At 70.0% G+C, this 23,728-nt stretch carries 15 protein-coding genes and 6 pseudogenes; 10 read left to right on the forward strand and 11 right to left on the reverse strand.

From position 1 onward, the window contains the following. Positions 1-27: 27 nt before the first annotated feature. Positions 28-354, forward strand: a pseudogene (locus WJ438_RS40155) (transposase family protein); the annotation flags it as partial. Positions 355-448: 94 nt separating this feature from the next. Here WJ438_RS40155 and WJ438_RS40160 read toward each other — a convergent pair. The 3 genes and pseudogenes from WJ438_RS40160 to WJ438_RS40170 form a co-directional block, all read right to left on the reverse strand. Further along, positions 449-664, reverse strand: coding sequence for a hypothetical protein (locus WJ438_RS40160; protein ID WP_406729484.1), 216 nt, complete (start codon positions 662-664; stop codon positions 449-451). Between the two features lie 281 nt (positions 665-945). Further along, positions 946-1,949: pseudogene (locus WJ438_RS40165) on the reverse strand (IS5 family transposase). Between the two features lie 73 nt (positions 1,950-2,022). Next, on the reverse strand, positions 2,023-2,931 hold the full coding sequence (locus WJ438_RS40170; protein ID WP_406729485.1) for a S1 family peptidase: 909 nt from the start codon (positions 2,929-2,931) through the stop codon (positions 2,023-2,025). Positions 2,932-3,415: 484 nt separating this feature from the next. Here WJ438_RS40170 and tpg point away from each other — a divergent pair. From tpg to WJ438_RS40185, 3 genes and pseudogenes are all read left to right on the forward strand, one after another. Next, a pseudogene (gene tpg / locus WJ438_RS40175) lies at positions 3,416-3,971 on the forward strand (telomere-protecting terminal protein Tpg). Positions 3,972-4,212: 241 nt separating this feature from the next. Then, entirely contained in the window at positions 4,213-5,457 is a 1,245-nt protein-coding gene (locus tag WJ438_RS40180) for a PP2C family protein-serine/threonine phosphatase (protein ID WP_406729486.1), read from the forward strand. A gap of 793 nt (positions 5,458-6,250) precedes the next feature. Then, a complete protein-coding gene (locus tag WJ438_RS40185; protein WP_406729487.1) occupies positions 6,251-6,580 on the forward strand; it encodes a hypothetical protein in 330 nt (109 codons plus the stop codon). Between the two features lie 31 nt (positions 6,581-6,611). On the opposite strand, the gene WJ438_RS40190 is transcribed toward WJ438_RS40185, so the two are convergent. Next, complete coding sequence (locus tag WJ438_RS40190; protein WP_406729488.1) at positions 6,612-6,980, reverse strand: hypothetical protein; 369 nt, start codon at positions 6,978-6,980, stop codon at positions 6,612-6,614. A 194-nt stretch (positions 6,981-7,174) separates the two neighbouring features. Beyond that, positions 7,175-8,158: a winged helix-turn-helix domain-containing protein gene (locus WJ438_RS40195; protein ID WP_406729489.1), complete on the reverse strand. Its 984-nt coding sequence runs from the start codon at positions 8,156-8,158 to the stop codon at positions 7,175-7,177. Between the two features lie 305 nt (positions 8,159-8,463). Here WJ438_RS40195 and WJ438_RS40200 point away from each other — a divergent pair, with 305 nt between their 5' ends. Both WJ438_RS40200 and WJ438_RS40205 read left to right on the forward strand, forming a co-directional pair. Beyond that, the gene (locus WJ438_RS40200) at positions 8,464-8,844 is read left to right on the forward strand and encodes a hypothetical protein (protein WP_406729490.1); all 381 of its coding nucleotides are present in this window, start codon (positions 8,464-8,466) and stop codon (positions 8,842-8,844) included. Between the two features lie 383 nt (positions 8,845-9,227). After that, positions 9,228-9,596: a hypothetical protein gene (locus tag WJ438_RS40205; RefSeq protein WP_406729491.1), complete on the forward strand. Its 369-nt coding sequence runs from the start codon at positions 9,228-9,230 to the stop codon at positions 9,594-9,596. Positions 9,597-9,692: 96 nt separating this feature from the next. On the opposite strand, the pseudogene WJ438_RS40210 reads toward WJ438_RS40205, so the two are convergent. From WJ438_RS40210 to WJ438_RS40230, 5 genes and pseudogenes are all read right to left on the reverse strand, one after another. Then, positions 9,693-10,583, reverse strand: a pseudogene (locus WJ438_RS40210) (IS3 family transposase); the annotation flags it as partial. Between the two features lie 478 nt (positions 10,584-11,061). Continuing rightward, a pseudogene (locus tag WJ438_RS40215) lies at positions 11,062-12,279 on the reverse strand (ISAzo13 family transposase); the annotation flags it as partial. Between the two features lie 73 nt (positions 12,280-12,352). Next, entirely contained in the window at positions 12,353-12,709 is a 357-nt protein-coding gene (locus WJ438_RS40220) for a transposase (protein ID WP_406729492.1), read from the reverse strand. A gap of 440 nt (positions 12,710-13,149) precedes the next feature. After that, positions 13,150-14,082, reverse strand: coding sequence for an NADP-dependent oxidoreductase (locus WJ438_RS40225; protein ID WP_406729493.1), 933 nt, complete (start codon positions 14,080-14,082; stop codon positions 13,150-13,152). 141 nt (positions 14,083-14,223) lie between these two features. Next, complete coding sequence (locus WJ438_RS40230) at positions 14,224-14,817, reverse strand: TetR/AcrR family transcriptional regulator (RefSeq protein ID WP_406729494.1); 594 nt, start codon at positions 14,815-14,817, stop codon at positions 14,224-14,226. A gap of 151 nt (positions 14,818-14,968) precedes the next feature. Here WJ438_RS40230 and WJ438_RS40235 point away from each other — a divergent pair. Then, positions 14,969-16,305: pseudogene (locus WJ438_RS40235) on the forward strand (NtaA/DmoA family FMN-dependent monooxygenase). Then, positions 16,302-17,339 (forward strand): LLM class flavin-dependent oxidoreductase, encoded by a 1,038-nt coding sequence (locus tag WJ438_RS40240; protein WP_406729495.1) that lies wholly within the window; start codon positions 16,302-16,304, stop codon positions 17,337-17,339. The pseudogene WJ438_RS40235 and the gene WJ438_RS40240 overlap by 4 nt, the downstream one beginning before the upstream one ends. Before the next feature lie 590 nt (positions 17,340-17,929). On the opposite strand, the gene WJ438_RS40245 is transcribed toward WJ438_RS40240, so the two are convergent. Further along, on the reverse strand, positions 17,930-21,409 hold the full coding sequence (locus tag WJ438_RS40245; RefSeq protein ID WP_406729496.1) for a tetratricopeptide repeat protein: 3,480 nt from the start codon (positions 21,407-21,409) through the stop codon (positions 17,930-17,932). Between the two features lie 363 nt (positions 21,410-21,772). Here WJ438_RS40245 and WJ438_RS40250 point away from each other — a divergent pair, with 363 nt between their 5' ends. Both WJ438_RS40250 and WJ438_RS40255 read left to right on the forward strand, forming a co-directional pair. Next, positions 21,773-23,023, forward strand: a complete 1,251-nt coding sequence (locus WJ438_RS40250; RefSeq protein WP_406729497.1) for an IS256 family transposase — start codon at positions 21,773-21,775, stop codon at positions 23,021-23,023. Beyond that, positions 23,020-23,490, forward strand: coding sequence for a hypothetical protein (locus WJ438_RS40255; RefSeq protein ID WP_406729498.1), 471 nt, complete (start codon positions 23,020-23,022; stop codon positions 23,488-23,490). Before WJ438_RS40250 ends, WJ438_RS40255 begins: the two co-directional genes overlap by 4 nt. The last annotated feature ends 238 nt before the right edge of the window (positions 23,491-23,728 follow it).

A 23,728-nucleotide genomic window follows, 5' to 3' on the forward strand; every position in this document is an offset into this window, starting at 1 on the left:
GACACACCCAACAACGTGACAGCGCCCTCCCCAGCACTGCCCGGAGCCACCCACGACCTGACCGCCGCCCGCACCCACGGGATCATCGACGCCCTCGCCGCTGCTGGACTGAAGTGCTGGGCGGACAAGGCCTACCAAGGCGCCGGCCGCCTCGTCCGTGTGCCCTTCCGGGGCCGCTACCTCAAGGGATGGCGGCGACGTCACAACAACACCCACTCCAAGATCCGGTGCCTCGGCGAGCAGGCCATGGCCACCCTGAAGGGCTGGCGCCTGCTGCGGAAGCTTCGCTGCAGCACCAACCGGATCACCGACCTCGTGAAGGCCGTCCTCGCCCTTCACCACGCCTCAACCTGAGGTTGGAAAAGGCTCACTGTCATGGGAACGGCATTTCTGATCCTTCGGTGGCGGCACGACGGCACGGTGTTGTGCGTCGGCGGGGCCGCCGTGCTCACCCGGCCGCTGAGGCGCCCGGAACGCGGGAAGGGGCGGGGCCGACGCCCAGGGTGCGGCGTCCGGCCGGACGCGGGGGCGTGGGCGCCGGCTCTGTGGCGGCCGGGACGGCGGGGAGGCGTTCGGCGGCGAGCCGGGCGCGTGGCGCGGGCGGCAGCTCCGCTTCGGTGGCGGTGTGGGTGGGTCCGGTGCCCAGCGGGCGGCGGTCGGTCATGTTGGATTCTCGCCCGGCGCGCGTTGTTCTTCCTCACCGGTATCGCTGTGGGCGGCGGCGGGCCCCTGGGTGCGCGGGTCGGGTGCGTGCGAGGCGGTGAACTTCGGTGGGCACCAGGCGGTGGTCCGGGCGGCGGCGCTGCCCGGACCGGAGCAGGGCGCCGGAATCAGGCAAAACCGGCCGGACTGCACCTATGCGGTGCGATGCTCTGGCTCCGCAGCATCGCACCACAATCATGATCCGGACTCCAGACAGGACCTAGGGCCTGTGTGATGTTGTGATCAATCGGCCGCTTGCAGGAGATCTCCGATCCAGATCATCGAGGCGCGGAGTTCGAGGCCGGCGAGGTAGCTCTCGGGCGTCTTGTCGAAGCGTGTGGCGATGCCGCGCCAGTCCTTCAGCCGGTTGATCAGTCGCTCGACGGTGTTGCGGTCACGGTAACGATCGGCGTCGTAAGTGACGGGACGGCCGCCCCTGCTGCCCTTCCTCTTGCGGTTGGCGGCCTGGTCCTTCTTCTCCGGGATGACCGCCCTGATGTGCCGTTTGCGCAGGTAGGCGCGGTTGGCGCGGGACGAGTAGGCCTTGTCCGCGGCGACCGCGCCGGGCCGGGTGCGGGGCCGGCCGACCGGCCCGCGGACCCGGACCTTGTTCAGCACGGGGATGAACTGCGGGCTGTCCGCGGCCTGCCCGGCGGTCAGCACGAACGACAGCGGCCGGCGCTTTTGGTCGGCGGCGAGGTGAATCTTGCTGGTCAGTCCGCCGCGGGACCGGCCGAGCAGGGCTTCCTTCAGGCGGAGCCTGCGTCGGCGGCGGACGCGCCGGCGTTCTTCCCGCTCGGGCCCGTTTCCGCCGTCCCGCCCGTTCTGTTCCGCCTTGTCGCCCCCTTTTGCCGGGCCTGTTCCTGCTCGGCGGCGGCCTCCTCGAGCGCCTCCATGACCTCCTGGCCGACGAGCATCCCGGCGGCGTCGTGGTGGGCGCGGACGGTCGTGGAGTCCACGCTGACCAGGGACAGGTCCGTTTTGCCCCGGCGGGCGGCCTCGGCGATCAGGCCCTCCAGCAGGGCGGTGAAGACACCGGCGTTCCGCCAGAGCCGGAAGCGTCCGTAGACGGTCGGCCAGGGGCCGAACTCGCCCGGCATCTCCCGCCACTGCGCGCCCGTCCTGAACCGCCAGATCACCCCCTCGAACTGATCCCGCAGCCGCTCGGGGTACGGGCCGTACTCGCCTATCGGCAGGAACGGCTCGATCAACTTCCACTGTTCTTCGGTGAGTTGTCTGCGCGTCACGATTGTCTTCCTACCGGATCCGCCTTCCAGGCGGATCCGGACCGGCAAGACTGATCACAACATCACACAGGCCCTAGTAGACGCTGAGGCCGTAGTCGCTCAGGGCCTTTGTCACCGGCTGGAAGAAGGTCGTGCCGCCGGAGGAGCAGTTGCCGCTGCCGCCGGAGGTCAGACCGTACGCGGTGCCGTTGCTGCCGTACAGCGGGCCGCCGGAGTCGCCGGGCTCGGCGCAGACCGTGGTCTGGATGAGACCGGAGACGATGTGGCCACCGCCGTAGTTCACGGTCGCGTTGAGCGCGGTGACCCGGCCGCTGTGCGCACCCGTGGTGGAGCCGTCGCGGATGACGGTGGTGCCCACGCTCGGGGTGGCCGCGCGGGTGATGTCCACGCCGTTGGCGGTGCCGGGCTTGGCTATCGAGGAGTTGGTGTACCGGACGATGGCGTAGTCGTCGCCCGGGAAGCCGGTACTGACGGTCGTGCCGAGCACCGTGGTGCGGGCGGAGTTGGCATACCAGATGTCCCCGACCTTGGTGCAGTGTCCGGCGGTCAGGAAGTACTCGGTTCCGTTGCTGGACCGGACGTTGAAGCCGAGGGAGCAGCGCCCGGTACTTGTATAGATGGCGTCGCCGCCCTCGATGAGTTTGGTGAACGTGCCCGGCGTGCGTTTGATCGTCAGTGCGCCGGCGTCAGCGCCGGCCTGCTGCTTGATCTTGGCGATCTCGGCCTGGGACACCGTGTTGTCGACGGTGACGACGACCCGGTTGGTCTTGCTGTCGACGGCCCAGGCGGTGCCCGGGATGTCGGCCTTCAGCACCGATTTGCTGACGCTGTTGAGCTCGGCGGAGCTGAAGGTGGTGGGTGCTTCGGACGCGTTCGCGCTGGGGATCGCGATCGCGGCGGCGGCCACGAGGCCGGTGGAGACGGCGATCAGCCGGGTACGTCTCGAGATGCCGCTGCGGGGGGTGGTGCGCTTGATCCTCACTTCTCGTTCCTCCACAAAGGAAGTAGGGGGCCCTCGTGGGGTTCGGGCCCGTGAGGCGCAGTCAGGCGGCCGCCCGGATTCCGAACATGCCGTGCTCCTGACAAGCGCTGGGGGTGAGTATTCGGCCGACCGACCGGTCCGCGCAAGAGTGCCTTTCTGATGATCTGTAAGTTTTTGTCGGTGGTGGTTTGGCATGGTGACGTCAGTGCGGGAGGTAGGGGGTTTCTGCAGGTCAGTTCGTTGCGGTGGGGGTTTCGAGTGGTGTCATGGATGCCGATCTGGGGCTGACGTTTTTGGTGAGGGTGCGGGTCAGTTGGTTGCCGGTCGGTATAGCGCGGGGTGTGTTGTCGCTGGTCAGCACTGTGGTGGCAGGGGCGAGATGCCAGCGGTGGGGCCGGGGCAGCCGGTGTCGTCTTCTACGGAGCGGGTTTCACGAGGCGCCGGCCCCGCTGCGCCTCCTCCGATTCCCCGAACGGAGAGTCCCGTGGGCATCGTCGGAGACGGCCTCGAGCGGGCCGTGCAGCAGGCGTTCACCCGCCCCCTCCCCAAGTCGGCCGGCGCCCAGATGCGTTACCTGGGCAGGCAGCTCAAGGGCACCCGCGCGGTGGCCGACGCGCTCGGCGTCTCCCAGCGCACCGTGGAGCGGTACGTGAAGGACCAGATCCGCCGGCCCCGCGCCGACCTCGCGCAGCGCCTTCAGGACGCCGTGCGCGCCCGCCGGCAGCCCCGCATCCGCGAAGCGCGCCCGGCGCCGGGCGGCCACCAGCACCGGCCTGGTCGTCGACGCCCGGGCCCGGTTCGGCTTCACCGCCGCGCCCGGCACCACCGACGACGCCCGCAGCCGCCACCTCACCCTCGCCCCGCCCCCGCACCACGCGGCCCGCCTCTTCGACGCCCAGGACGCCGGCGCCAGCGAGCAACAGCTCCGCGGCATCGCCGCCGAAGGCTTCGGCGAGGTCTACTTCCGCGACGGCGGCCGCCGCGCCCACGGCCTGGAGGTGGAGTTCACCGACGCCGAGCATCTGGAGTTCGACCTGTAACAGGTGGCCCAGTGGTCGGATAACCGGTCCTCGTGTGAGTGAGCGTTTCCCCTGGCACCTGCGCCGTGCGGTTGGCGCCGTGAGCGCATGGCCTGTCGGGCGGAGAGCTCTGATACGGCTCTGGTCCAGTTGATCGTTCGCCTGCTCGGCGCCTCCGGCGAGCCGACAGACCGCCGCTTATGGCTGACCGCATGGTCGAGGACCGGGAATGAGACAGGGGGGACTGGACAGGAGAGCGTGTGTGACCACCTCGCGGATCGACTACCGGGCGTTGTTCGCCGTGGCGTCCAGCCCTTATCTGGTGCTGGACCCCGAGCTGGTGATCGTCGAGGCCAACGAGGCCTATCTGCGGGCCACGGGCCGGACCCGCGAAGAGCTGCTCGGCCGGTACTTCTTCGATGCCCACCCCGAGAATCCGGCAGATCCGGACGCCGACGGGGTGCACAATCTCCAGGCCTCCCTGCAGCGGGTCATGCGCTCAAAGGAACCGGACACGATGGCGGTGCAGAAGTACGACATCCCGGTCTCCGGCCGTCCGGGAGTGTTCCGGGAGAAGTGGTGGTCGCCCGTCAACACACCCGTCCTCGGAGCTGACGGAGAGGTGCAGTGGATCCTCCACCGGGTGGAGGACATGACCGAGTTCGCGCTGACTCGTCCCCTCCGCCTGAAGCCGGATGCCCCGGGCGCAGAGCACAGGGCGACGGAGGCCGAACTGTTCACGCGGGCGCAGGAACTTCAGCGCCTCAACGAGGAACTCCGCGAGGCCCACGACCGGGAACGCCGTACCGCCCTCACCCTCCAAGAGGTCATGCTGCACTCCCCGGACCTGGCTTGCCACCGGGAGATCGCCGTGCGCTACCTGCCCGCCGTCCGATCCCTCAACGTCTGCGGCGACTGGTACGACGTGGTGGACCTGTCCGAGGACACGTACAGCGTGGCGGTCGGCGACGTGGTCGGCCACGGCCTGGAGGCCGCCGCCGTCATGGGCATGCTCCGAAGCGCCCTGTCCGCCGCCGTGCGCGCCATCCACGAACCCGGCACGGCCATGGACGTCCTGAGCCGGTACGCCCGCGCCTTCGAGGGCGCCCTGGCCACCACCGCGGTCAAGGCCGTCATCGACACCCGCCAACGGCACCTCACCTACACCAGCGCCGGCCACCTCCCGCCCCTCCTGGCCCGGCCGGACGGCACCGTCGTCCTGCTCGATGAGGCCACCGACCCTCCACTGGGCGTCCTCACCGACCCCACCACTCCGCGCCCCCAGGCCACGGTGCCCTACACCCCGGGCGACACCCTCGTGCTCTACACCGACGGACTCATCGAACGCCGCGGCGAGGACATCGACGCCGGCCTGCACCGCCTCGCCGATGCCCTCGCCCGCCACGCCCATCTGAGCCCCGACCGTCTGGCCGACACCCTGCTCACCCGCCTCGGCGTGGCCGACGGCGGACGCGACGACGTCGCGCTGGTCATCGTCCGCCTGTGAACCGGCCTCCGCCGGCTCTACCCGTCTCGCACCGCGGCGGCCACCGGCAGCCTGCGATGTGTCGAGTTCGTGTCGGTGGAGTGGCCGGCAGGCGTCGGCGGCCGCTGCCGGCCGTCGTCCTGCTGGCCGCGGTGGGGGCGTGTGATGGTCCGCCGCTGACACCGGGTGGCACAGTGCGATCTCTCGGTTTCGGGACAGTGGGGTGAGAGACAGCGGACCTGGGTGTGTTGATGCTGGTCGGTGGTGGTTTCGGGGGGTGGGGTTGCTGTCCTGGACGTGAGAGATCCGCGGGGTATCGCTGTCGTGGGGGTGTTATCGCGTGATGGATGACGCTGTCTTAAGTTTCGTGAGTTCTGATCCACTGGCCGGTGGGTTGTTGCTGTGCTCGGGGTGTGGATCAGGAGGAGCAGCGCCGGGTGTCAGCGGGATCGGGCATGGCTGGAGAGCTTCCGCCGGCTGTCGTACTGCAACCGGCGCCGCCGTCATTCCGCGCTCGGCCACCTCACCCCGATCGGGTTCGAGCAGCAGATGATCACGTCACGTACGCTGCAACTCGTCGCATAGAACCCGGTGTCCACTCCCGGGGAGCAACCTCACTCTGACCTGGTGTCGGGCGAACCCTTCGAGTAGGACCACCGGCGCCTGAAGCGTTTCGCGTTCACTGGTTTGGAGGCGCACGGCATGCCCGTGATGCCCGAGCATGGGACGTTTCGGACGGTGCCCCATCGCCTCGGGGCACCGTCCGACGTCCCGCTCTGCGGGACGTCGGCATGTCGTTCAAGGAGGAATGATCATGAGTCGCATATTCGGAAGGCGGGTCGCCACCGCGGCCGCCTCGGTGGCTGTTGCGGCGGGCGCCGTGCTCGCCGCGGGCGGTACGGCCTCGGCAGCGCCCCACTCCGACGCCCAGCGCGTTGTCACCGGCTCCTACGCCACGGACAACGACCGGCGCGACCGCGATAACAACCGCGACCGGCAGGACCGGCGCGACCGCGATAACAACCGCGACCGGCAGGACCGGCGCGACCGCGATAACAACCGCGACCGGCAGGACCGGCAGGACCGCGATAACAACCGCGACCGGCACGACCGCGACCACGACCGCGGGAACAATCGCCGCTGACGGCGAGGGGCCGAAACCGCCGGTCCGCTGATCAGCCGCACGCACCGTCCGCATGGCTCATGTCCGACAACGACGTCGCGTATGAGCAATCGCGGCCGAGACGACAGTAGGTGACCGGACGGGGTGCGCCCATACCACCAGGGGCGGGGTTCGATGCGCCTGCAGGCGCATCGAACCCCGCCCCTGGCATGTCGTCGCCCGATGCACGGGCGGCGGCCGAAATGATGATCTGCGGCAGTTTGTCTGTATTGCTTCGGTGTTGATGTGTCAGCGATCCGAGGTGGTGTTGGCCCTGGTCGGGATCGATGACGGCCGGTGTCGTGCCGCTGACGGTGGTTGCCGGTTTCGCGCTGATGTTTTTGACGAATCGCCAGGTCGTTGTGTTGCCGATCGGTATCACGGCTCGGTGTTCGTGTTGTTCAGTACCTCGTTGAGGACCATCCCCGCGGGCGCGGGGAGCACTACGCCGACGGCGAGGTGTGGGCGATCAACCCGGGACCATCCCCGCACGGGCGGGGAGGCGCCGGGCGCTGGGGACAGCACGGGACGTGCAGGGAGGCGGGCAACGGCCGCGCCCGCCGTTGAGCCCGTCCGTCAGGTCGTGTTGAGCAGGGCGCGGCCGGCGGGTGTCATGGTGTGGAGGACCGCCCTGTGGTGGCGTGTGGTGGTGATGAGGCCCGCCTGCCGCAGGACCGTCGCGTGCTCGCTGGCGGTGGACACCGAGACCCCCGCCGTGGTCGACAACTCCGTTGTGGTGCAGCCGGCCCGGTCCGCGACGGTGAGCAGGATGGCGGCCCGGGTCCGGCCCAGCAGCTGCGCCAGCGTCGCGGGCGGGCCCGTGCGCGGCCGGACGAGGTCGGGCAGAGGGGCATCGGACGAGGCGGGATAGAAGAGCATCGGCTGCGGCCGGGCGTCCGGGACGATCACGGGGGCGTTTGTGCCGAAGACGGAGGGCACCAGGAGCAGGCCCTGCCCGGCCAGGTGCAGGTCGGCGTCGATGCCCGAGGCCATGGTCACCGACAGCACGGGGGATTCCCAGCGGATCCGCCGCGGATGCAGCCGTGCCAGCACCCGATCCACCCCGCCGTGCAGGAAGTGTCCGGCGCGCAGGGTGCTGTCGGCCTTCAGCCGGGACTCCATCTGGGACCGGTACGGGGCCAGCAGGACGCCGTGGGCCGCGGTCAGGCCGTCCACGAGCCGGTGCAGCACGGCGGGGTCCTCGCCGAGCAGCCGGGCCCACCGCGGCCCGGGCTGCCGCGCGGCGAGGTCCGCCAGCTCGCCGCGCAGCCGGCGGCGGGGGGTGGCACGGACCTGCTCCAGCAGCTCTTCCGGCTCCCCTGCCGCGGTCGGGGCCAAAAAGTCGGGCACCCAGCCGTGGGACGGTGTCAGCTCGAACGCCGGCCGCGCCGCGGCCGGCAGCCGCGCGGCGGTCTCCCGCCGCCACGCCGCCAGGCGCGGGGGCGGGGTCGTGTTCCGCCAGACCCGCAGGGCGATGCTCAACTCCTGCAGCGGACGGATGGCGGGTGCCACCCGGGTTCTGCCCAGGTCCTCGAGTGTGAAGTGGATCCGAAGCGCCACGCCCGCTCCCCCTCCTGGTCACCGGCACGAGCGGGCTCAGCCTCTTCGAGCCGGCCGGGGTTTTCAAACCGGCGCCCCGCACCGCACCACGCGCAGGTGGTCGCCGGCATGGAGCCGAGGGGGCGCACGTCCGCCCGCGGCGCTTGCCTGGGCCCTCCCGGCAGACGCGGTGGTGGGTCCGTAGCGCCGTACCTCGTGGCCATGCCGTCTCGCCCGAGGTTTCGGCCCAGGCCGAAAGGACTTCACCCAGCCGGTCCGGTCGCCGCAGACTGACGGCGTTTCTGGTTCGACAAGGGAGAAGAATCGTGCATAAGCGCATCCTCGGGGCCCTGGCCACGGCCGCCGCGTTCGCCGGCCTTGTGGGGGCGGCGGCCACCCCGGCGTCCGCCGTCGCCGCGGACTCCGGACCGGCCGCCGCGCCGCAGACCCAGAGCGTGGGCATCCAAAGCGCCTGGGTGGAGACGTGGATCCACGGGAACGTCAGGTACGGGCCGTCCACGAGCTACGGGATCAACTACACCGTGAGCAAGGGATACGACGCGTACGGCCTTTGCTGGCAGTACGGCGGTTGGGTCAACGCCAACGGCATCTACCACAACAAGTGGGTCAAGCTCTCCAACAGCGCATGGATCTGGGGCGGCCTGCTCAAGGGCAACGAGACCGGCGGCGTCAGCAACTACTGCTGACCACAGCTGACCCGCTGGGGATCCGGTACCGGGCATTGAACGCCGTGGCGCCGGAGAGGGCCCGGCCTGCCGGAGCGTCCGGCGGGCCCGGGCCCTCTTTGGTGAGGAGCGCCGGGTGGTTTTCAAGAGACGAGGGCGTCGTGCAGGCCGAGGCGGCGTTCCCAGCGGACGGCCAGGCGCCTACTCCGGCCAGGGCGGCGGCATCGGGTGCTTTCGGTCCACGCCGAAAGGACTTCATCCGGTGGGCCCGGCCGTCACAGACTGACAGGAGCCAGCCGGGGTTCGGTGGCAGGGCCGAAGGAACGAGCCCGGACCGGTCGGCTTCTGAAGAAGGAGAGCTCACGCGGTCATCAGCGCATGAGCCATGAACGCACAGGAGAGGCATGCGTAACACCTTCAAGCGCACACTGGCACTGACTGCGGCTGGTGCCGCCCTGACGGGAGTTCTGAGCGCCACCACCGCCGCCGCCGTAACGGAGACGCCGGGGTCAGCGAACCGGGACTCGGTGTCCGCCCAGGCCGCAAGCTCAGTGATCGTCCGCATCCCGGGCTATGTGCGGCAGGGCCCGTCCAGCGACCACAACATTGCGTACCCTGTCAGGCCGGGCCAGTGGCTGCAGGGGGTGTGCTGGCTGTACGGAGGACACGAATACGCCGACGGGATCAGCAACAACAAGTGGGTGCAGCTCTCCGACGGCAACTACGTCCCGGTTGTTCTTCTCCAATCGGAGGGTCACCACCCGAAGTGCTGAGCTTCGAATTGCGATCTCTCGGTTTCGGGACAGTGGGGTGAGAGACAGCGGGGTCTGGGGGGCCTTCACCCCGAAAAGTGGACACGTTTCGTGTGCTTACGCGGCAAGAGCCATGCTATGTGACTGTTCGTAGGCCACAGGGCTCATCTGGCCGTTGGTCGAGTGTCTGCGGCGTGAGTTGTATCTCACCAGCCACGCGAACACCTCGCGGCGGCACTCTTCGGCGCTGTCCCAACGGCGCCGGTCCTGCAGGACCTCCCGCTTCAGGGAGGCGTGGAAGGACTCGCAGGCCGCGTTGTCTGCCGAGGTGCCGACCGCGCCCATCGACCGCGTTACGCCCAACTCGCCGCATAGTGCGGCGAATTCGGCTGCGGTGTACTGGGCACCGTGATCGGTGTGGAAGATCGCGCCGTCGAGGCTGCCCCGCAGGGCGGCTGCGGCCTTGAGCGCGTCGGCGACGAGCTCGGTGCGCATGTGGTCGGCGATGGACCAGCCGACCACCCGGCGGCTGAAGCAGTCGATCACGGTCGCCAGATACAGGAACTCCCCGTCGCCCACCGGCAGGTACGTGATGTCGCCCATGGACTTCACGTTCGGCGCATCGGCGGTGAAGTCCCGCTTGAACAGGTCCGGCACCGGTGAGGCATCCGGGGCGGGGACCGTGGTGACGGCCTTCCTGCGCCTGCGGTAGCCGGCGATGCCGAACGTGCGCATCACTCGCGCGACCCTCTTCTCGTTGATCTCCATACCGTGTGCCGCGCGCAGCTCGGCGGTGATCCTGGGGGCGCCGTAGGCGCCGCCGGACTCGGCATGGATGGCGCGGATCTTCTTCGCCGGCTCCGCGTCCTCGCGTTCCCGCTGCTCGCGGGCCGGACGGGAGGCGAGCCACTTGTGGAAGCTGGAGCGGGCGACCTCCAGGACTTCGCACAGCCGCTTGACGCCGAAGGCGCCGCGGTGGTCCTCGATGAACCGGAAGCGGCCTAGGAGCCGTAATTTAACTACTGCCGGAGTTGATCTCGTTGTCGTGGTGCTCGATCACGCGCTTCAAGGCTTCGAGCGTGCGGGGAGGGCGGGCCCGGCGGAAGACGAGGACTCTGGCAAGTTCGGGCCCGGCGAAGGCCAGCATCGGCTTGGACCTCCCGGCGTGGTAACTCAGCACGTTGCGCTTGCGGCCCATCAGCTCGGCCGCGAGGGTCAAGGTGACGGTGTTGCGGCTGCGAAGCACGGCGACCAGGACGCGGTGGCGGTGATCGAGGGTGCCGAAGCCGGGGTTGCGGCCGCGGCCGTCCCTGCCTGCGCTCTGGCGCTCGACTTCGGTCAGGACCTGTTGGCATGGTTCGAGCTGGAGCACGAGCTGTTCGAACTGTTCTCGGGGCATGCCCGTGAGTGCGGGGTGGGTGAGGAGGAAGGTGGCCTCGGCCGGGACCGGAGGTCCCGACTCGTCGTGTGAATCTGCCGGAAGCTGCTGGTCGGGGTCCTGCGGGGCGATGGTGTAGTTCCACTCGCCGTGGAACTCGTCCCGTTTGACCCGCCGCTCGGCGCTCTTGCGTTCAGCTCGGGTGAGCACGCGGCCGGTGGGGTACGCATTCTCGTCCAGTGCGGCATGAACGGTCAGTCCGGTGCTGGTGCGGGTGGCTGAGATGGTCTCCAGCAGCACTTCGTAGCTGGTCAGAGGCTGCCCGCGCAGGCTGTGGGTGATCCGGGAGAACAGCCGGTGTTCCACTTTGTTCCATTTTGAAGTACCTGGCGGGAAGTGCATGACGGTGATGCGCAGTCCGCACTCGTCTGCGAAGTCGGCCAGGCCCATCTTGAACAGGCGGGAGTCGGCCGAGTTGGCCCCTCCGGAATCGGCGGTGACCAGCAAGCGGTCCACGCTGGGGTGGTCGAGGCGCCCTTGGACCTTCCACCAGCGGCGCAGGGACTCCACCGCGAAGGCGGCGGTGTTTCGGTCGGTGCCCACGTTTACCCAGCCGCTGTCGCGCCCCAGGTCGTAGATGCCGTACGGAATGGCGACCGGGGTGTCGGGGCCGATGAAGTCGTGGTCCGGGGCGGTGATCGGCTGGCCTTTGGGGCGGTAGGTGCGGCCGGGCCGGGCGAAGTCGCCGATCGGTTCCTTCTGTTTCGTGTCCACGCTCACCACCGGCAGGCCCCCCGCCAGGAAGCGTTCGGCGGCGGTGTTGATGTGACGGAACTGGGCGTCTCGGTCGGGCACCTGACTGCCGGCTTGAGTCTTGGCCATGCCCTGCAGGCTGAAGCCCATCGCACGCAGTAGGCTGCCGACCACTGGGGCGCTGACCGGATGACCGGCATCGGTCAACTCCCGGGACAAGTCCCGCAGCGAGGCAGTGGTCCAGCGCAGCGGGGACACCGGATCACCCACCTCACACGGCTCGATCAACAACTCGAGAGCCGCCACCAGACCGGGATCGCGCTCGACGGCAGACTTGCGCCCGCCGCCGGGTCTGCGCACCCGCCCCAACGCCTCTGTTCCGCCCGCGAGTTCCTCACGCCCTCGTGCGACGGTCGACTCCGAGACCTCCGCCAGCCTGGCCACGGCCGCGATCCCTCCATGCCCCAGAGCCTCGGCCTCGGAAGCCAGATACAGACGGCGCTGCCGCTCGTCCAGATGCGGCAGCACCGCCGCGAACTTCGCATCCAGTACCGCCAGGACTTCATCCGGAATCGCCACAGCAGCTCAACTAGCACACAGAACCGAGATATTGACCCGAATCCGGCAGTAGTTAAATTACGGCTCCCTACCAGGTCATCTCCGAGGCGAAAAACTTCGTGGCCTTGCGCAGGATGTCACGCTCGGTGGCGAGCTTCTGGTTCTCCTTGCGCACCTGCTTCAACTCCGCGCGCAGCGAGGCCAGTTCCGCCTCCAGCTCCTCGCGTGTGGCCGCCTTCGCCACGGTCTTGCCGTCCTTCGTGCTCGTACTCGTCGTCGCCGGGTCCTCGCCACTGCGGGCGCGGTGGGCGCGCACCCAGTTGCGCAGCGTCTCGCGGCTGACGCCGAGGTCCTTCCCGACCCCCTCGTAGGTGTGGTCCGGGTCCGACAGGTACAGCGCGACCGCATCCGCCTTGAACTCGGGCGAATATACCTTCATCACCATAATCGATTACCTTCTGCCGACCCCGGCCGGGGCCTGCGGTCAGGTGTCCACCACTCGGGGGGAAGTACCATCCTCAATCCCCGCCGGCTGCCCGCCCCCGACCCAGTGGCGGGCAGCCGGCACGGTAATGGACAGCCCTGCGGGCTGGGGTGCCCCCAGAGCGGCCTGCGGCCGCGGGCGTTCCCAGCCCGCCCTGGCCGGGCGGGGCGCTTCGCGCCGGGCCGCCTTGAAGGGCGCTGCGCGCCCGCGGCCCGCCCCTGCGGGGCAAAGGCACCGGCCTTTGGCCGGTGCCCCCTCACGAGTTTTACCAGGCCACCGTCGCCATCGCCGCGCTCCTGCTCTGGATCTGACCCCTTCTGAAGCGAAACCGATCTCCAGGTGAGCGAGCCGGGTTAACTCAGAATTCGACGAGGTCGAACCCTTTCAGCCGACGGCCTCGGTCACCAGACCAGTACGAAGCGGCCGCGCACGCCCCCGGCCTCGAGGCGCCGGTGCGCCTGCGATGCCTCCGCAGCCGGCAGCACCTCCGCCACACGGGGGGTGAGGAGCCTGTTTTCCACTCGCTGGCGCAGCGCGTCGAGCTTGCCGAAGGAGTGATACTCATCCGCCACCACGGCCTGCTCGAAGCGGATGCCGCGCTCACCGGTCCCTTTCCAGAGCCTCACGTCGATTGAGACCCCGCCGTCACGGACGGCCGGCAGCGCCTCCTCCCGCTGTACGGACGCGTCCGTAAGCGCATCCACGCCCCCTGGGACGATGGCGCGGACCGCGTCGGCGAACCCCGGCCCCCGCTCGACGACGTGGTCTGCGCCGAGGGACTCGACCAGGGCGCGGTCCTTGTCCGCAGCGTCAGCGATCACCGTGAGTCCGGCCGCCTTGCCGAGCTGTACGAGATAGTTGCCGAGCAGGCCCGCAGCGCCGGACACCGCGAGCACCTGTCCCGGTGCCAGGGTGACCTTCTCCAGCATCTGCGTCGCGGTGAGCCCGTTCATCGGGATCGTCGAAGCCTCTTCGAGTGACGTGTTCGCAGGGATGCGGGTGAACGATCCGACGGGAGCGACAAGCTTCTGCACATAGGCACCGCCATGGCCAGCCAGCGGAATTGCCATTGCCATGACCTCATCGCCGACCGACCAGCCCTCGACCCCTTCACCGACCTCGTCGATCAGGCCGGCCGCATCCATGCCGGGCACGTAGGGCGGCTCGACGCCGCTGGTGTCCGGCTGCCCTGTACGCACGAGCGTATCGGTGGGACTGACAGCGAACGCCCGCACGCTGATGCGGACCTCTCCAGGACCCGCGTGCGGCTCCGGAACCTCGTGAATGCCAAGGACCTCCGGCCCTCCGAACTCAGTGACGCCAATGACCTTCAAAGTGGAATCCTTACAGTCGTCGTTCCATGCGGCAGCGGAGTCAGGAGTCGGCGAGCTGGGGCCGTCATGCCGCGATCTGGGTGAGTTGTTCGGCTTGGCCGGCCGGTAGCTCGCCGACGGTCTTGGCCGGGTGTGGCTCGGCTACGGCCGACGGTCGGCTCCGCTCGCGTAGCCGGTCTCCGTCATCGCCCGCAAGGCCTCCAGCGAGGCGCTGTCCGCAGTTCCCGCACTCCTGACCCACGCCAGGGACAGTGCGGAGAGGAACAGGGTGTCGGCCTGGACCGAGGCCCGTGCGGTACCGTCGCGCTGCGCAGGCCGGAGCAGCTCGTCGGTGATGGCGATCAGGTTCTGGCAGGACACGGCGAGCGGGGAGTCACCCTCCTCGAGGGCGCTGATCACCGGGTCGGGCAGCCCGCTGAAGAGGCTCAGGTAGTCCTCGAGGACCCGCATCCACTGCCGCAGTGCCTCGTCCGGGTCCGCGATCCGTTCGATCTCGGCGCGGCGGGCGAGCAGTTCCTCCCCGCGGACGTGCAGGGCGGCGGCGAGCAGGGCTTCGCGTTGGGGGAAGTGGCGGTAGAGCGTGGCGGGGCCGACGCCGGCGTCCTTGGCGATCGCCTCCAGTGAGGTGCCGATGCCGTGCTCGGAGAAGTGGCGGAGCGCCACGTCGAGGATCTTGGCGCGATTGCGCAGTGTGTCGCTGCGCGGCCTGCGCTCCCCTGACTGCCCGCTCGCCATGGTGGCCCTCCTGTACGGCCGTGACTCTGAGCCTTGACGTACCGGAGGCTACCTCCGTATCGTCCCGAGCGGAAGTGGATGCTACCTCCGCTTATGAGTGCGGGGCGACGGCATCCCACATCGCTAGGGATTCGACATGCACAAACCACAGATGCACCTGACCGTCCAGCTCATCGGCGGTACGGGCATCGAACAGGGCGCCTGGCGCTGGCCCGGGGACCAAGCGAACGCCTTCATCGACGTCGACGCCCTCGTCCGGGCGGCCCGGACCGCCGAACGGGGCAAGCTCGACGCGATCTTCTTCGCCGACACCCCAGCCGTCACGGTGGACCTGGCGACGAGTTCACCGCAGGCGGCCCTCGACCCGGTCGTCGTGCTGACCGCCCTCGCCCGGGAGACCGAGCGCATCGGGCTGGTCGCCACCGCGTCCACGACGTTCAACCACGCCTACACCGTCGCCCGCCAGTTCCGCGCCCTGGACCTGGTCAGCGGCGGCCGGATCGGCTGGAACGCCGTCACCACCTCCCACCCCGCCGCCGCACTGAACTTCGGCGCCGAGATCCCCGACCGGGCCGAACGCTACGCGCACGCCGAGGAGTTCATCGCCTCCGTGATGGCGCTGTGGGGCAGCTGGCCCGAGGACGCGCTGCTGCTGGACACCCAGAACGGGCGCTTCGCCGACGCCGAACGGATCCGACCGGTGATGGCGCGCGGACGGCGCATGTTCTCGCGCGGCCCGTTGGGTCTGCCACCGTCCCCCAGGGACAGCCCGTCGTCTTCCAGGCCGGCGGCGGGCCCAACGGCCTGGCCCTCGCCGGTGCCTACGCGAACGCCGTCTACAACAACCCCTTCGACCTCTCCTCCGCCACCGCCCACTGGCAGGCGGTCCGGCGAGCCGCCGAGGCGTACGGCCGGAACCCGGACCACATGACGGTCTTCAACGGCATCGTCACCTCGGTCGCCTCCACCGAGCGCGAGGCGCTCCAACGGCGCCGGGAGCTGGACGAACTCGGCGACCTGCCGTCCAAGGTGGCCTACCTCGGCACCCAGATCGGCGTCCCGCTGAGCATGGACGACCTGGACAAGCCGGTCCACGAGGAACTGCTGCGCGACGCCCGCGCCCACCCCGGCGATCCCCGCGCGCCGCTGGCCCTGCGCCTGGCGAAGGAGGGCTGGACGGTGCGCGACGTCATCGCCCACGGGCCCATTCAGTACCACCCGGTGGCCCTGGGCACCCCCGAGCAGGTCGCCGACATGCTGCAGCACTGGTTCGAGGCCGGCATCGGCAACGGCTTCACCATCTCCCCCGACGCCGCCGACGGCGTGGCGGACTTCGTCGACCACGTGGTGCCGATCCTGCAGAAGCGCGGCGTGTTCCGCACCGAGTACGAAGGCACCACCCTGCGCGACCACCTGGGCACCCCCCACCAGAACGGGCTGGCCGCGAACCACCCGGCCCTACGCAGCGCCAAGGAGCCCCAGGCATGAAGCTCTCCCTCGTCGAACTCGGCACGGTCACCCCCGGCACGGACAAGACCACCGCTCTTCAGTCGGCCCTCGACGCAGCCCGCCAGGCCGAGGAGCTCGGCTACCACCGCATCTGGTACACCGAACACCACGGCACCCCCGGATTCGCCTCTCACGCACCGGAGCTGCTCATCGCCCTGGCTGCGCGTGAGACGAGCCGGATACGCGTCGGCTCGGGCGCAGTGCTGCTGAACCACTACAGCCCCTTCAAGGTCGCCGAGACCTTCCTGCAACTCGAAGCCCTCAGCCCCGGCAGGATCGACCTCGGACTCGGACGCGCCACCACCGGACCCGTGATCGACCTGGCGCTGCGCCGGGACCGCACCGCACGGCCCGTGGACGACTTCGACGGGCAGGTCCAGGAGATCCTGGCCTACCTGCACGGCGCCTTCCCCGAAGACCACCCCTTCGCGCAGATCGACCTCACGGCGGGCGTGTCCACCCGGCCCGACGTGTGGCTCCTGGGCTCCTCCGGCAGCAGCGCGCACCTGGCCGGACGGCTCGGCCTGGGCTATGCGTTCGCCGCCTTCATCAACCCCGCACGGGCCGAGCAGGCTCTGCTGGGGCATCGTCACGCCTTCACCCCCACCGCGTTCGGGAGTACCGACCACCGCGCGATGCTCGCCGTCAACGTCGTCGTCGCGGACACCGACGCCGAGGCCCGGCGCCTCGTCTGGCCCACACGTGCCCTCTACGCCCGCCTCGGACGTATGGGGTCGTCCGCGACCGTCCCGACCGTGGCCGAGGCCGAACGGGAACTGAGCAAGGCGGAGAAGGACGCGCCGACGGTCATCCACGGCGGCCACTGGCCGCGCCAGCTGGCGGGCAGCCCCGACACGGTGCGCGAGCAACTCCAGCTGATGGCCGCCGCCACAGGCGCCCAGGAGATCATGGTGCAGGACATCATCCCCGACCCCGACGCCCGTGCGAAGTCCCGCGCCCTGCTCGCCGACGCGCTCGGTGTCACGCCGGCCGCTGCTTCGGGCCAGGCGTGACCGCATCCGGCACGTGCGACTCAGCCGGTGATAGCTGATCGTGGGACGGCCGTGACATGAGGACGGCCGCGCGGGTTCTTCACGTGTGACCAAGAAGTGGGCCCGCCCGACCTTGCCCCATCCCGCCTCCACCGGCATCTCACGACAACACCTCGGCGATTTGACCGAGGAGTTGACTGAGCCGTGGCGCGCTCCGCGCGAAACGGAGCTGCACCGACGACGTGACCACGAGCGCTTGAGGGCGGCGGGCGCCGGCCCGAGTAGGAGCTGGTCTTCACCGACCGCGTCGTGACCATCCTGGTGCGATGTGTCGGGTTCGCGTCAATAGAGTGGTCGGCAGTCGCCGGCGGCTGCTTCCGCCATCTTTTCACTGGTCACGGTGGGGGCGAGTGCCTGCCCGCTGCTGACATGAGGGCGACACGGGCAGTGGGGCTCGCTGTCACGACGCGGTATATCCCATGGTGGTTCACTGACACGAGGCCGAGATATCGCACCGCCCCTCCGGCCAGTGCGTCTACAGGTGAAGCACCCCCATAGGCCTGGCACGCGCCTGAACACGCGTGACCTTGACCGGTACGCCGGCAACCGGCTCACTCCGGGGCACGTTCCACGATCAGCCGGCGGCACTGCCGCGCGCGATCGGCCACCCCATCTCCCACGGCAGCCAGCTCTGCCAGATAGGCCAGCGCATCGGTAATCTCCTCGTGATCCGGATTCGCGGAGAGGAACTCCTCGGTCGCCTCCGCCACACCGCTTTCCGGTTCGAGGAGCAGGACCCGGAAAAGGCCCAAGAGCCTGGTGGCAGCTTCGTCTGGCGGGCTCACCGGGGACGCGAGCAGCCGACTCCACTGCTCCGTACATGCCTCGAGTCCCCCCTCCACGGTGTCGAGCATGAGCTTCTCGAACGTGATGTAGAGATTGTCGGGGTCTGCTTCAACGGCCCGCTCCAGGTCTTCACGCGCCTTCTCGTAGTGGCCGACTTGTCGGTGTGCCTGGCCGCGTTCGGTGAGGGCCCAGGCGTAGGTGGGTTCGAGGTCGAGTGCGGCGGTGAGGTCGGTGACGGCCTGCTCGTAGTGGCCGGCCTGCTGGTGTGCCTGGCCGCGGGAGGCGAGGGCCCAGGCGTGGGTGGGGTCGAGTTCGAGTGCGGCGGTGAAGTCGGTGACGGCCTGCTCGTACCGGCCCGCCTGCCGGTGTGTTTCTCCCCGGGAGGCGAGGGCCCAGGCGTGGGTGGGGTCGAGTGCGAGTGCGGCGGTGAGGTCGGCGACGGCCTGCTCGTGGTGGCCGGCTTGTCGGTGTGCTCGGCCGCGAGAGATAAGGGCCCAGGCGTGGGTGGGGTCGAGTGCGAGTGCGGCGGTGAGGTCGGTGACGGCCTGCTCGTAGTGGCCGGCCTGCTGGTGTGCCTGGCCGCGGGAGCCGAGGGCCCAGGCGTGGGTGGGGTCGAGTTCGAGTGCGGCGGTGAAGTCGGTGACGGCCTGCTCGTACCGGCCCGCCTGCCGGTGTGTTTCTCCCCGGGAGGCGAGGGCCCAGGCGTGGGTGGGGTCGAGTGCGAGTGCGGCGGTGAGGTCGGCGACGGCCTGCTCGTGGTGGCCGGCTTGTCGGTGTGCTCGGCCGCGAGAGATAAGGGCCCAGGCGTGGGTGGGGTCGAGTGCGAGTGCGGCGGTGAGGTCGGCGACGGCCTGCTCGTATCGGCCGGCCTGCTCGTGTGCTCGGCCGCGAGAGATAAGGGCCCAGGCGTCGGTGGGGTCGAGTGCGAGTGCGGCGGTGAGGTCGGCGACGGCCTGCTCGTATCGGCCGGCCTGCTCGTGTGCTCGGCCGCGAGAGCCGAGGGCCCAGGTGAGTGTGGGGTCGAGTTCGAGTGCGGCGGTGAGGTCGGCGACGGCCTGCTCGTATCGGCCGGCCTGCTCGTGTGCTCGGCCGCGAGAGCCGAGGGCCCAGGTGAGTGTGGGGTCGAGTTCGAGTGCGGCGGTGAAGTCGGTGACGGCCTGCTCGTGGTGGCCGGCCTGGCGGTGTGCTTCTCCCCGCTCGGCGAGGGCCCAGGCGTAGGTGGGGTCGAGTTCGAGTGCGGCGGTGAGGTCGGCGACGGCCTGCTCGTAGTGGCCGGCCTGGCGGTGTGCCTGGCCGCGGGAGCCGAGGGCCCAGGCGTGGGTGGGGTCGAGTGCGAGTGCGGTGGTGAGGTCGGTGACGGCCTGGTCGTACCGGCCGGCCTGGTGGTGTGTTTCTCCCCGTTGGGCGAGGGCCCAGGCGTGGGTGGGGTCGAGTGCGAGTGCGGTGGTGAGGTCGGCGATGGCCTGCTCGTGGTGGCCGAGCCAGCGGTGGGTTTCCCCGCGACGGGCCCAGGCATGGGCGTTGCGGGCGTCGTGCGCGAGGGCGTGGTCGAACTCGATGAGGGCCTCCTCGTCCCGCTCGGAGAGGTAGAGGCGCCGGCCGCGGTAGACATGGGCCCAGCTTCTGGCCGCCGTGCCGAGTGGGCCGTGGGTAAGCAGACCGGCGAGGCAGGCAAGGGCGGGCTCGTCGCCGGCGAGAGCCTCCCGCAGGCGTATGGACCAGGCGAGCAGGGCGGCGTCCGCGGTGTCCTGGGCGGCTTGTTCCAGGGTCTCGACCCACTGCCGCAGTACCGTGGTGTCCTGGCCCGCGGCATGCACCACGTGTTCCAGGGCGGGCGTCAGCTGCGTTGTCGGATGCGCGCACAGCCGGTGGTACGTCTCCTCCAGCCGGTGCCGGCGCCATGCAGAATCTTCCCACCGCTTCGCCTCGGGAAGCTGTTCCTCGGCCGCGGCACGCCAGGCGGCATGCGTGTCGGCCAACCGCAGCTGCGCCGAGGCCCAGCCCTGGGGGGAGTGGGTGCGCTGCTGACGGACCAGGCTGGCGCGCACCACCGCGTGGTAGTGCTTGAAGCCGCCGCGGCCGCCGACGAACGGCTGCCCGCACAGCCACTCCCACAATCCCTCGGCCTGCGGCCGGGCCGCGGCGGCGAACACGTCCTCGTTCAGCTGCAGCGGCAGCGCACCCGCCCGCACCGCCTCACGCTGCTCAGGATCCGTGATCCACTGCACGAACCGCTCCACCGCCACGTCCGCGAGGTCGCCGCCCGCGTCCACCTCCTCCACCGTGTGGGGGCGGGCCAGGGCGAGCAGCTCCACCAGCAGCGGCAGCCCCATCGACAGCCGCAGCACCGCCTCCACCACACCCGGGTCGGTCACGCCCCGCGCGGTCAGCAGCGCCCGCGTCTCGGCCTCGGTGAAGACCTCCAACGGCACGTCCGCGACCTGCGCCCGCAGCGGCGCCCACTCCCGTTCCGCGAGTTCGTCCCGGCCGGCCAGCACCACCATGACGTTCGCCGGCACCGCACCGAACGCTTCCTCCAGCAGCCGCAGCAGCCACCCGTCCAGGTACCGGGCCGTCTGCTCCCACGTGTCGAAGAACAGCACCACCCATTGATGGCGACGGCACAACCGCTCCAGCTCGGCGACGAAAGCCCGGCTCACCCCCGCCTCATCACCTCCGGCCCCGCGCCGCCGGGCCCGCGCCTGGGAGGCCGACCGCAGCCGGTCCAGCCCCTGGGCCGCGGCATCCGGATCCGCCATCGCCGTGATGACCCCGGCCCCCGGAAGCAGCGACGCCGCCCCCAACGCGGCCTGCGTCACCACCCGGCTCGACACCGACGCCTCGCCCTCCACCGGCATCGGCTCCCGCTGCGCCGCCTGCTCCCGCCGGAACTGCTCGACCGCCTTGTCGAACTCCTTGCACGGGCCGTCCTGCTCCGCCAGCTGCCTCGCCAGCTCGACCAGGGCCTGCTGCACCCCGTGGACGTCGTTCTCGTCCACCACCGCCGTCACCGCATCCGCCCGCCGGGCCGCCTCCTGCCACTGCCGCAGCAGCGTGGACTTGCCCACCCCACCCACACCCCGCACATGAAACAAAAACTCCGCCGGATCCTCCGCGGAGTGCGGGTCCTTCGCCAGGTTCTCCGTGAACAGCGCCAACTGCGCCCGCCGGCCCACGAACCGCGCCTTCGCCCGCTGCCGGATCAGCGCACCCCGCGACAGTCCCCGATGACCCGACCCCGCCATTCCCGCACCCCCGTCACTTCGCCTGCCTCGTTCCCGGGCCGGCCGCACATCCGCCCGCAGCTTCTGGCATCGGACGCAGGTCATCAGTGTCCGATCCGGGCCTCTGGTTTGTCAGCCAAGCGTAAGAGACCGCGTCCGCACGGTGGTTGGGGTGCGGGCGGTGACGGCTGCGTCCCTGTTGTCGTGCGGGTGCGGTATCGCGGTTCCAGTTTTCTGGAACGGCGGTAGGAGCAATGCTCAAGACCTGTGGATCGGACTCGGGAGGGATGCCTCGCGGAACGCGGAGGGCGTACCTTCCCGAGTGATCGATTGAAGGTCACCGAGTAGGCCGACGCAGCGAACGTCGGCCGGGAAGGCACGCCCGTGCTCAGCGTAGTCAATGCAGATGGCGGTACCCCGAACGGCTCCCTGATCGACGAGATCGTGCGGGAAGGAGCCCGCAGGATGCTCGCCGCCGCGCTGGAAGCGGAAGTCGACCAGTACATAGCCGAGTTGGCGACCGAGCGGGACGAACGCGGGCGGCGTCTGGTCGTGCGCAACGGGCACCACCGGCCCCGCACCGTGACGACAGCGGCCGGGCCGGTTGAGGTCCGTGCGCCGCGGGTGAACGACCGCCGCGTCGATGAGGCGAGTGGTGAACGGCAGCGCTTCTCGTCGAAGATCCTGCCGCCCTGGTGCCGGAAGTCCCCGAAGATCAGTGAGGTCCTCCCGCTGCTCTATCTGCACGGGCTGTCCGGCGGCGACTTCGTGCCCGCGCTGGAGCAGTTCCTCGGCTCGGCCGCCGGGCTCTCCCCGGCGACCGTGACCCGGCTGACGAAACAGTGGCAGGACGACCACGCCGCCTTCCAGAACCGGGACCTGGCCGCATCCGACTACGTGTACGTGTGGGCCGACGGCGTCCACCCCAAGGTCCGCCTCGGCCAGGCCCGTTCCTGCGTCCTGGTCCTCATGGGCGTGCGACTGGACGGCACCAAGGAACTCATCGCGCTCGCCGAGGGGCTGCGGGAGTCGACCGAGTCCTGGGCCGACCTGCTGCGGGACTGCCGCCGGCGCGGCATGCGCGATCCCGAGCTGGTCGTCGGCGACGGCGCGCTGGGCCTGTGGCGGGCCCTGGCCGAGGTGTTTCCGCAGGCCAGGCACCAAAGGTGCTGGGTTCACAAAACCCGCAACGTGACCAACGCCCTGCCGAAGTCGGCCCAGCCCGGCGCGAAGAAGGCACTGCAGGAGATCTACAACGCCGAGGACCGCGACCACGCCCTGAAGGCGATCAAGGATTTCGAGCGCACCTACGGCGTGAAATGGCCCAAGGCCGCCAAGAAGGTCACCGATGACGTCGACGAACTCCTCGCCTTCTACGACTTCCCGGCCGAGCACTGGGTCCATCTGCGCACCACCAACCCGATCGAGTCGACCTTCAGCACGGTGAAACTCCGCACCAAGGTCACCCGCGGCGCCGGCAGTGCGGCCGCCGCCCTGGCCATGGTGTTCAAGCTCGTCGAGTCCGCTCAAACCCGCTGGCGGGCGATCACCGGGGCCCACCTGGTCGCACTGGTCCGCGCCGGCGCCAGGTTCGAGAACGGCATCCTGGTCGAGCGGCAGGAGCAGGCCGCGTGAACCACCACAACACCCCGCGGGAGGAGCCCGCCGAGCACCTCCGCTTCGCGGCCTACCTGAGCAGGCTGGAGCAGGTGCCCGACGCCGACAAGGCCGGCCTGGTCAGCGAAGTCCTGACCGATCCGGACCAGACGATGGCGCAGTCCGCCGTCCTGCGGCACCTGGACCGCCGGGCCACCGACCTCCATCACGGACCCGCCTACGAACCGTGGACCGAGTCGATGACCCGGGCCACCATCCGCTACCCGCTCCTGGCCCGACGGCTTCGGGAGTGGTCCCTCCTCCGCGCCATCACGCTGGGGCGGCTCTGGCACCAGGACGCCTTGCTCGAGTCATCCGACTGGCTCCAGCGCAAAGCGGCCGCTGCGTCGAGCACCGACGCCCTCGAAATCCTCGCTGAGCGCGGGCGCACCAAGCGGATCCGCAATACCGCGAGGATCACCCTCGAGCAGCAGCGTTCGCGCTGAGCCGCGAGTCAACCGATCCACAGGTCTTGACTATTGCTCACGGCGGTATGAGATCCGCCTGCGCCCATTCCGTGCCCAGCTCCGCCGGCGCGGCCCGCTGCTGCGCGGTGTGCCCTGGGCGCCGCTGTGCGGCGCGTTCCGCCCGGCGCCGGGCACGGCACATCCGCGCGGAAAAAGGGGCGGGAAGTGTCGTGGCACACTGTGGCGTTCCGGCTCGGTGATCAGCACCGGACGGGCA

The sequence above is a fragment of the Streptomyces sp. GD-15H genome, from assembly GCF_045291515.1.
Lineage (GTDB): Bacteria > Actinomycetota > Actinomycetes > Streptomycetales > Streptomycetaceae > Streptomyces.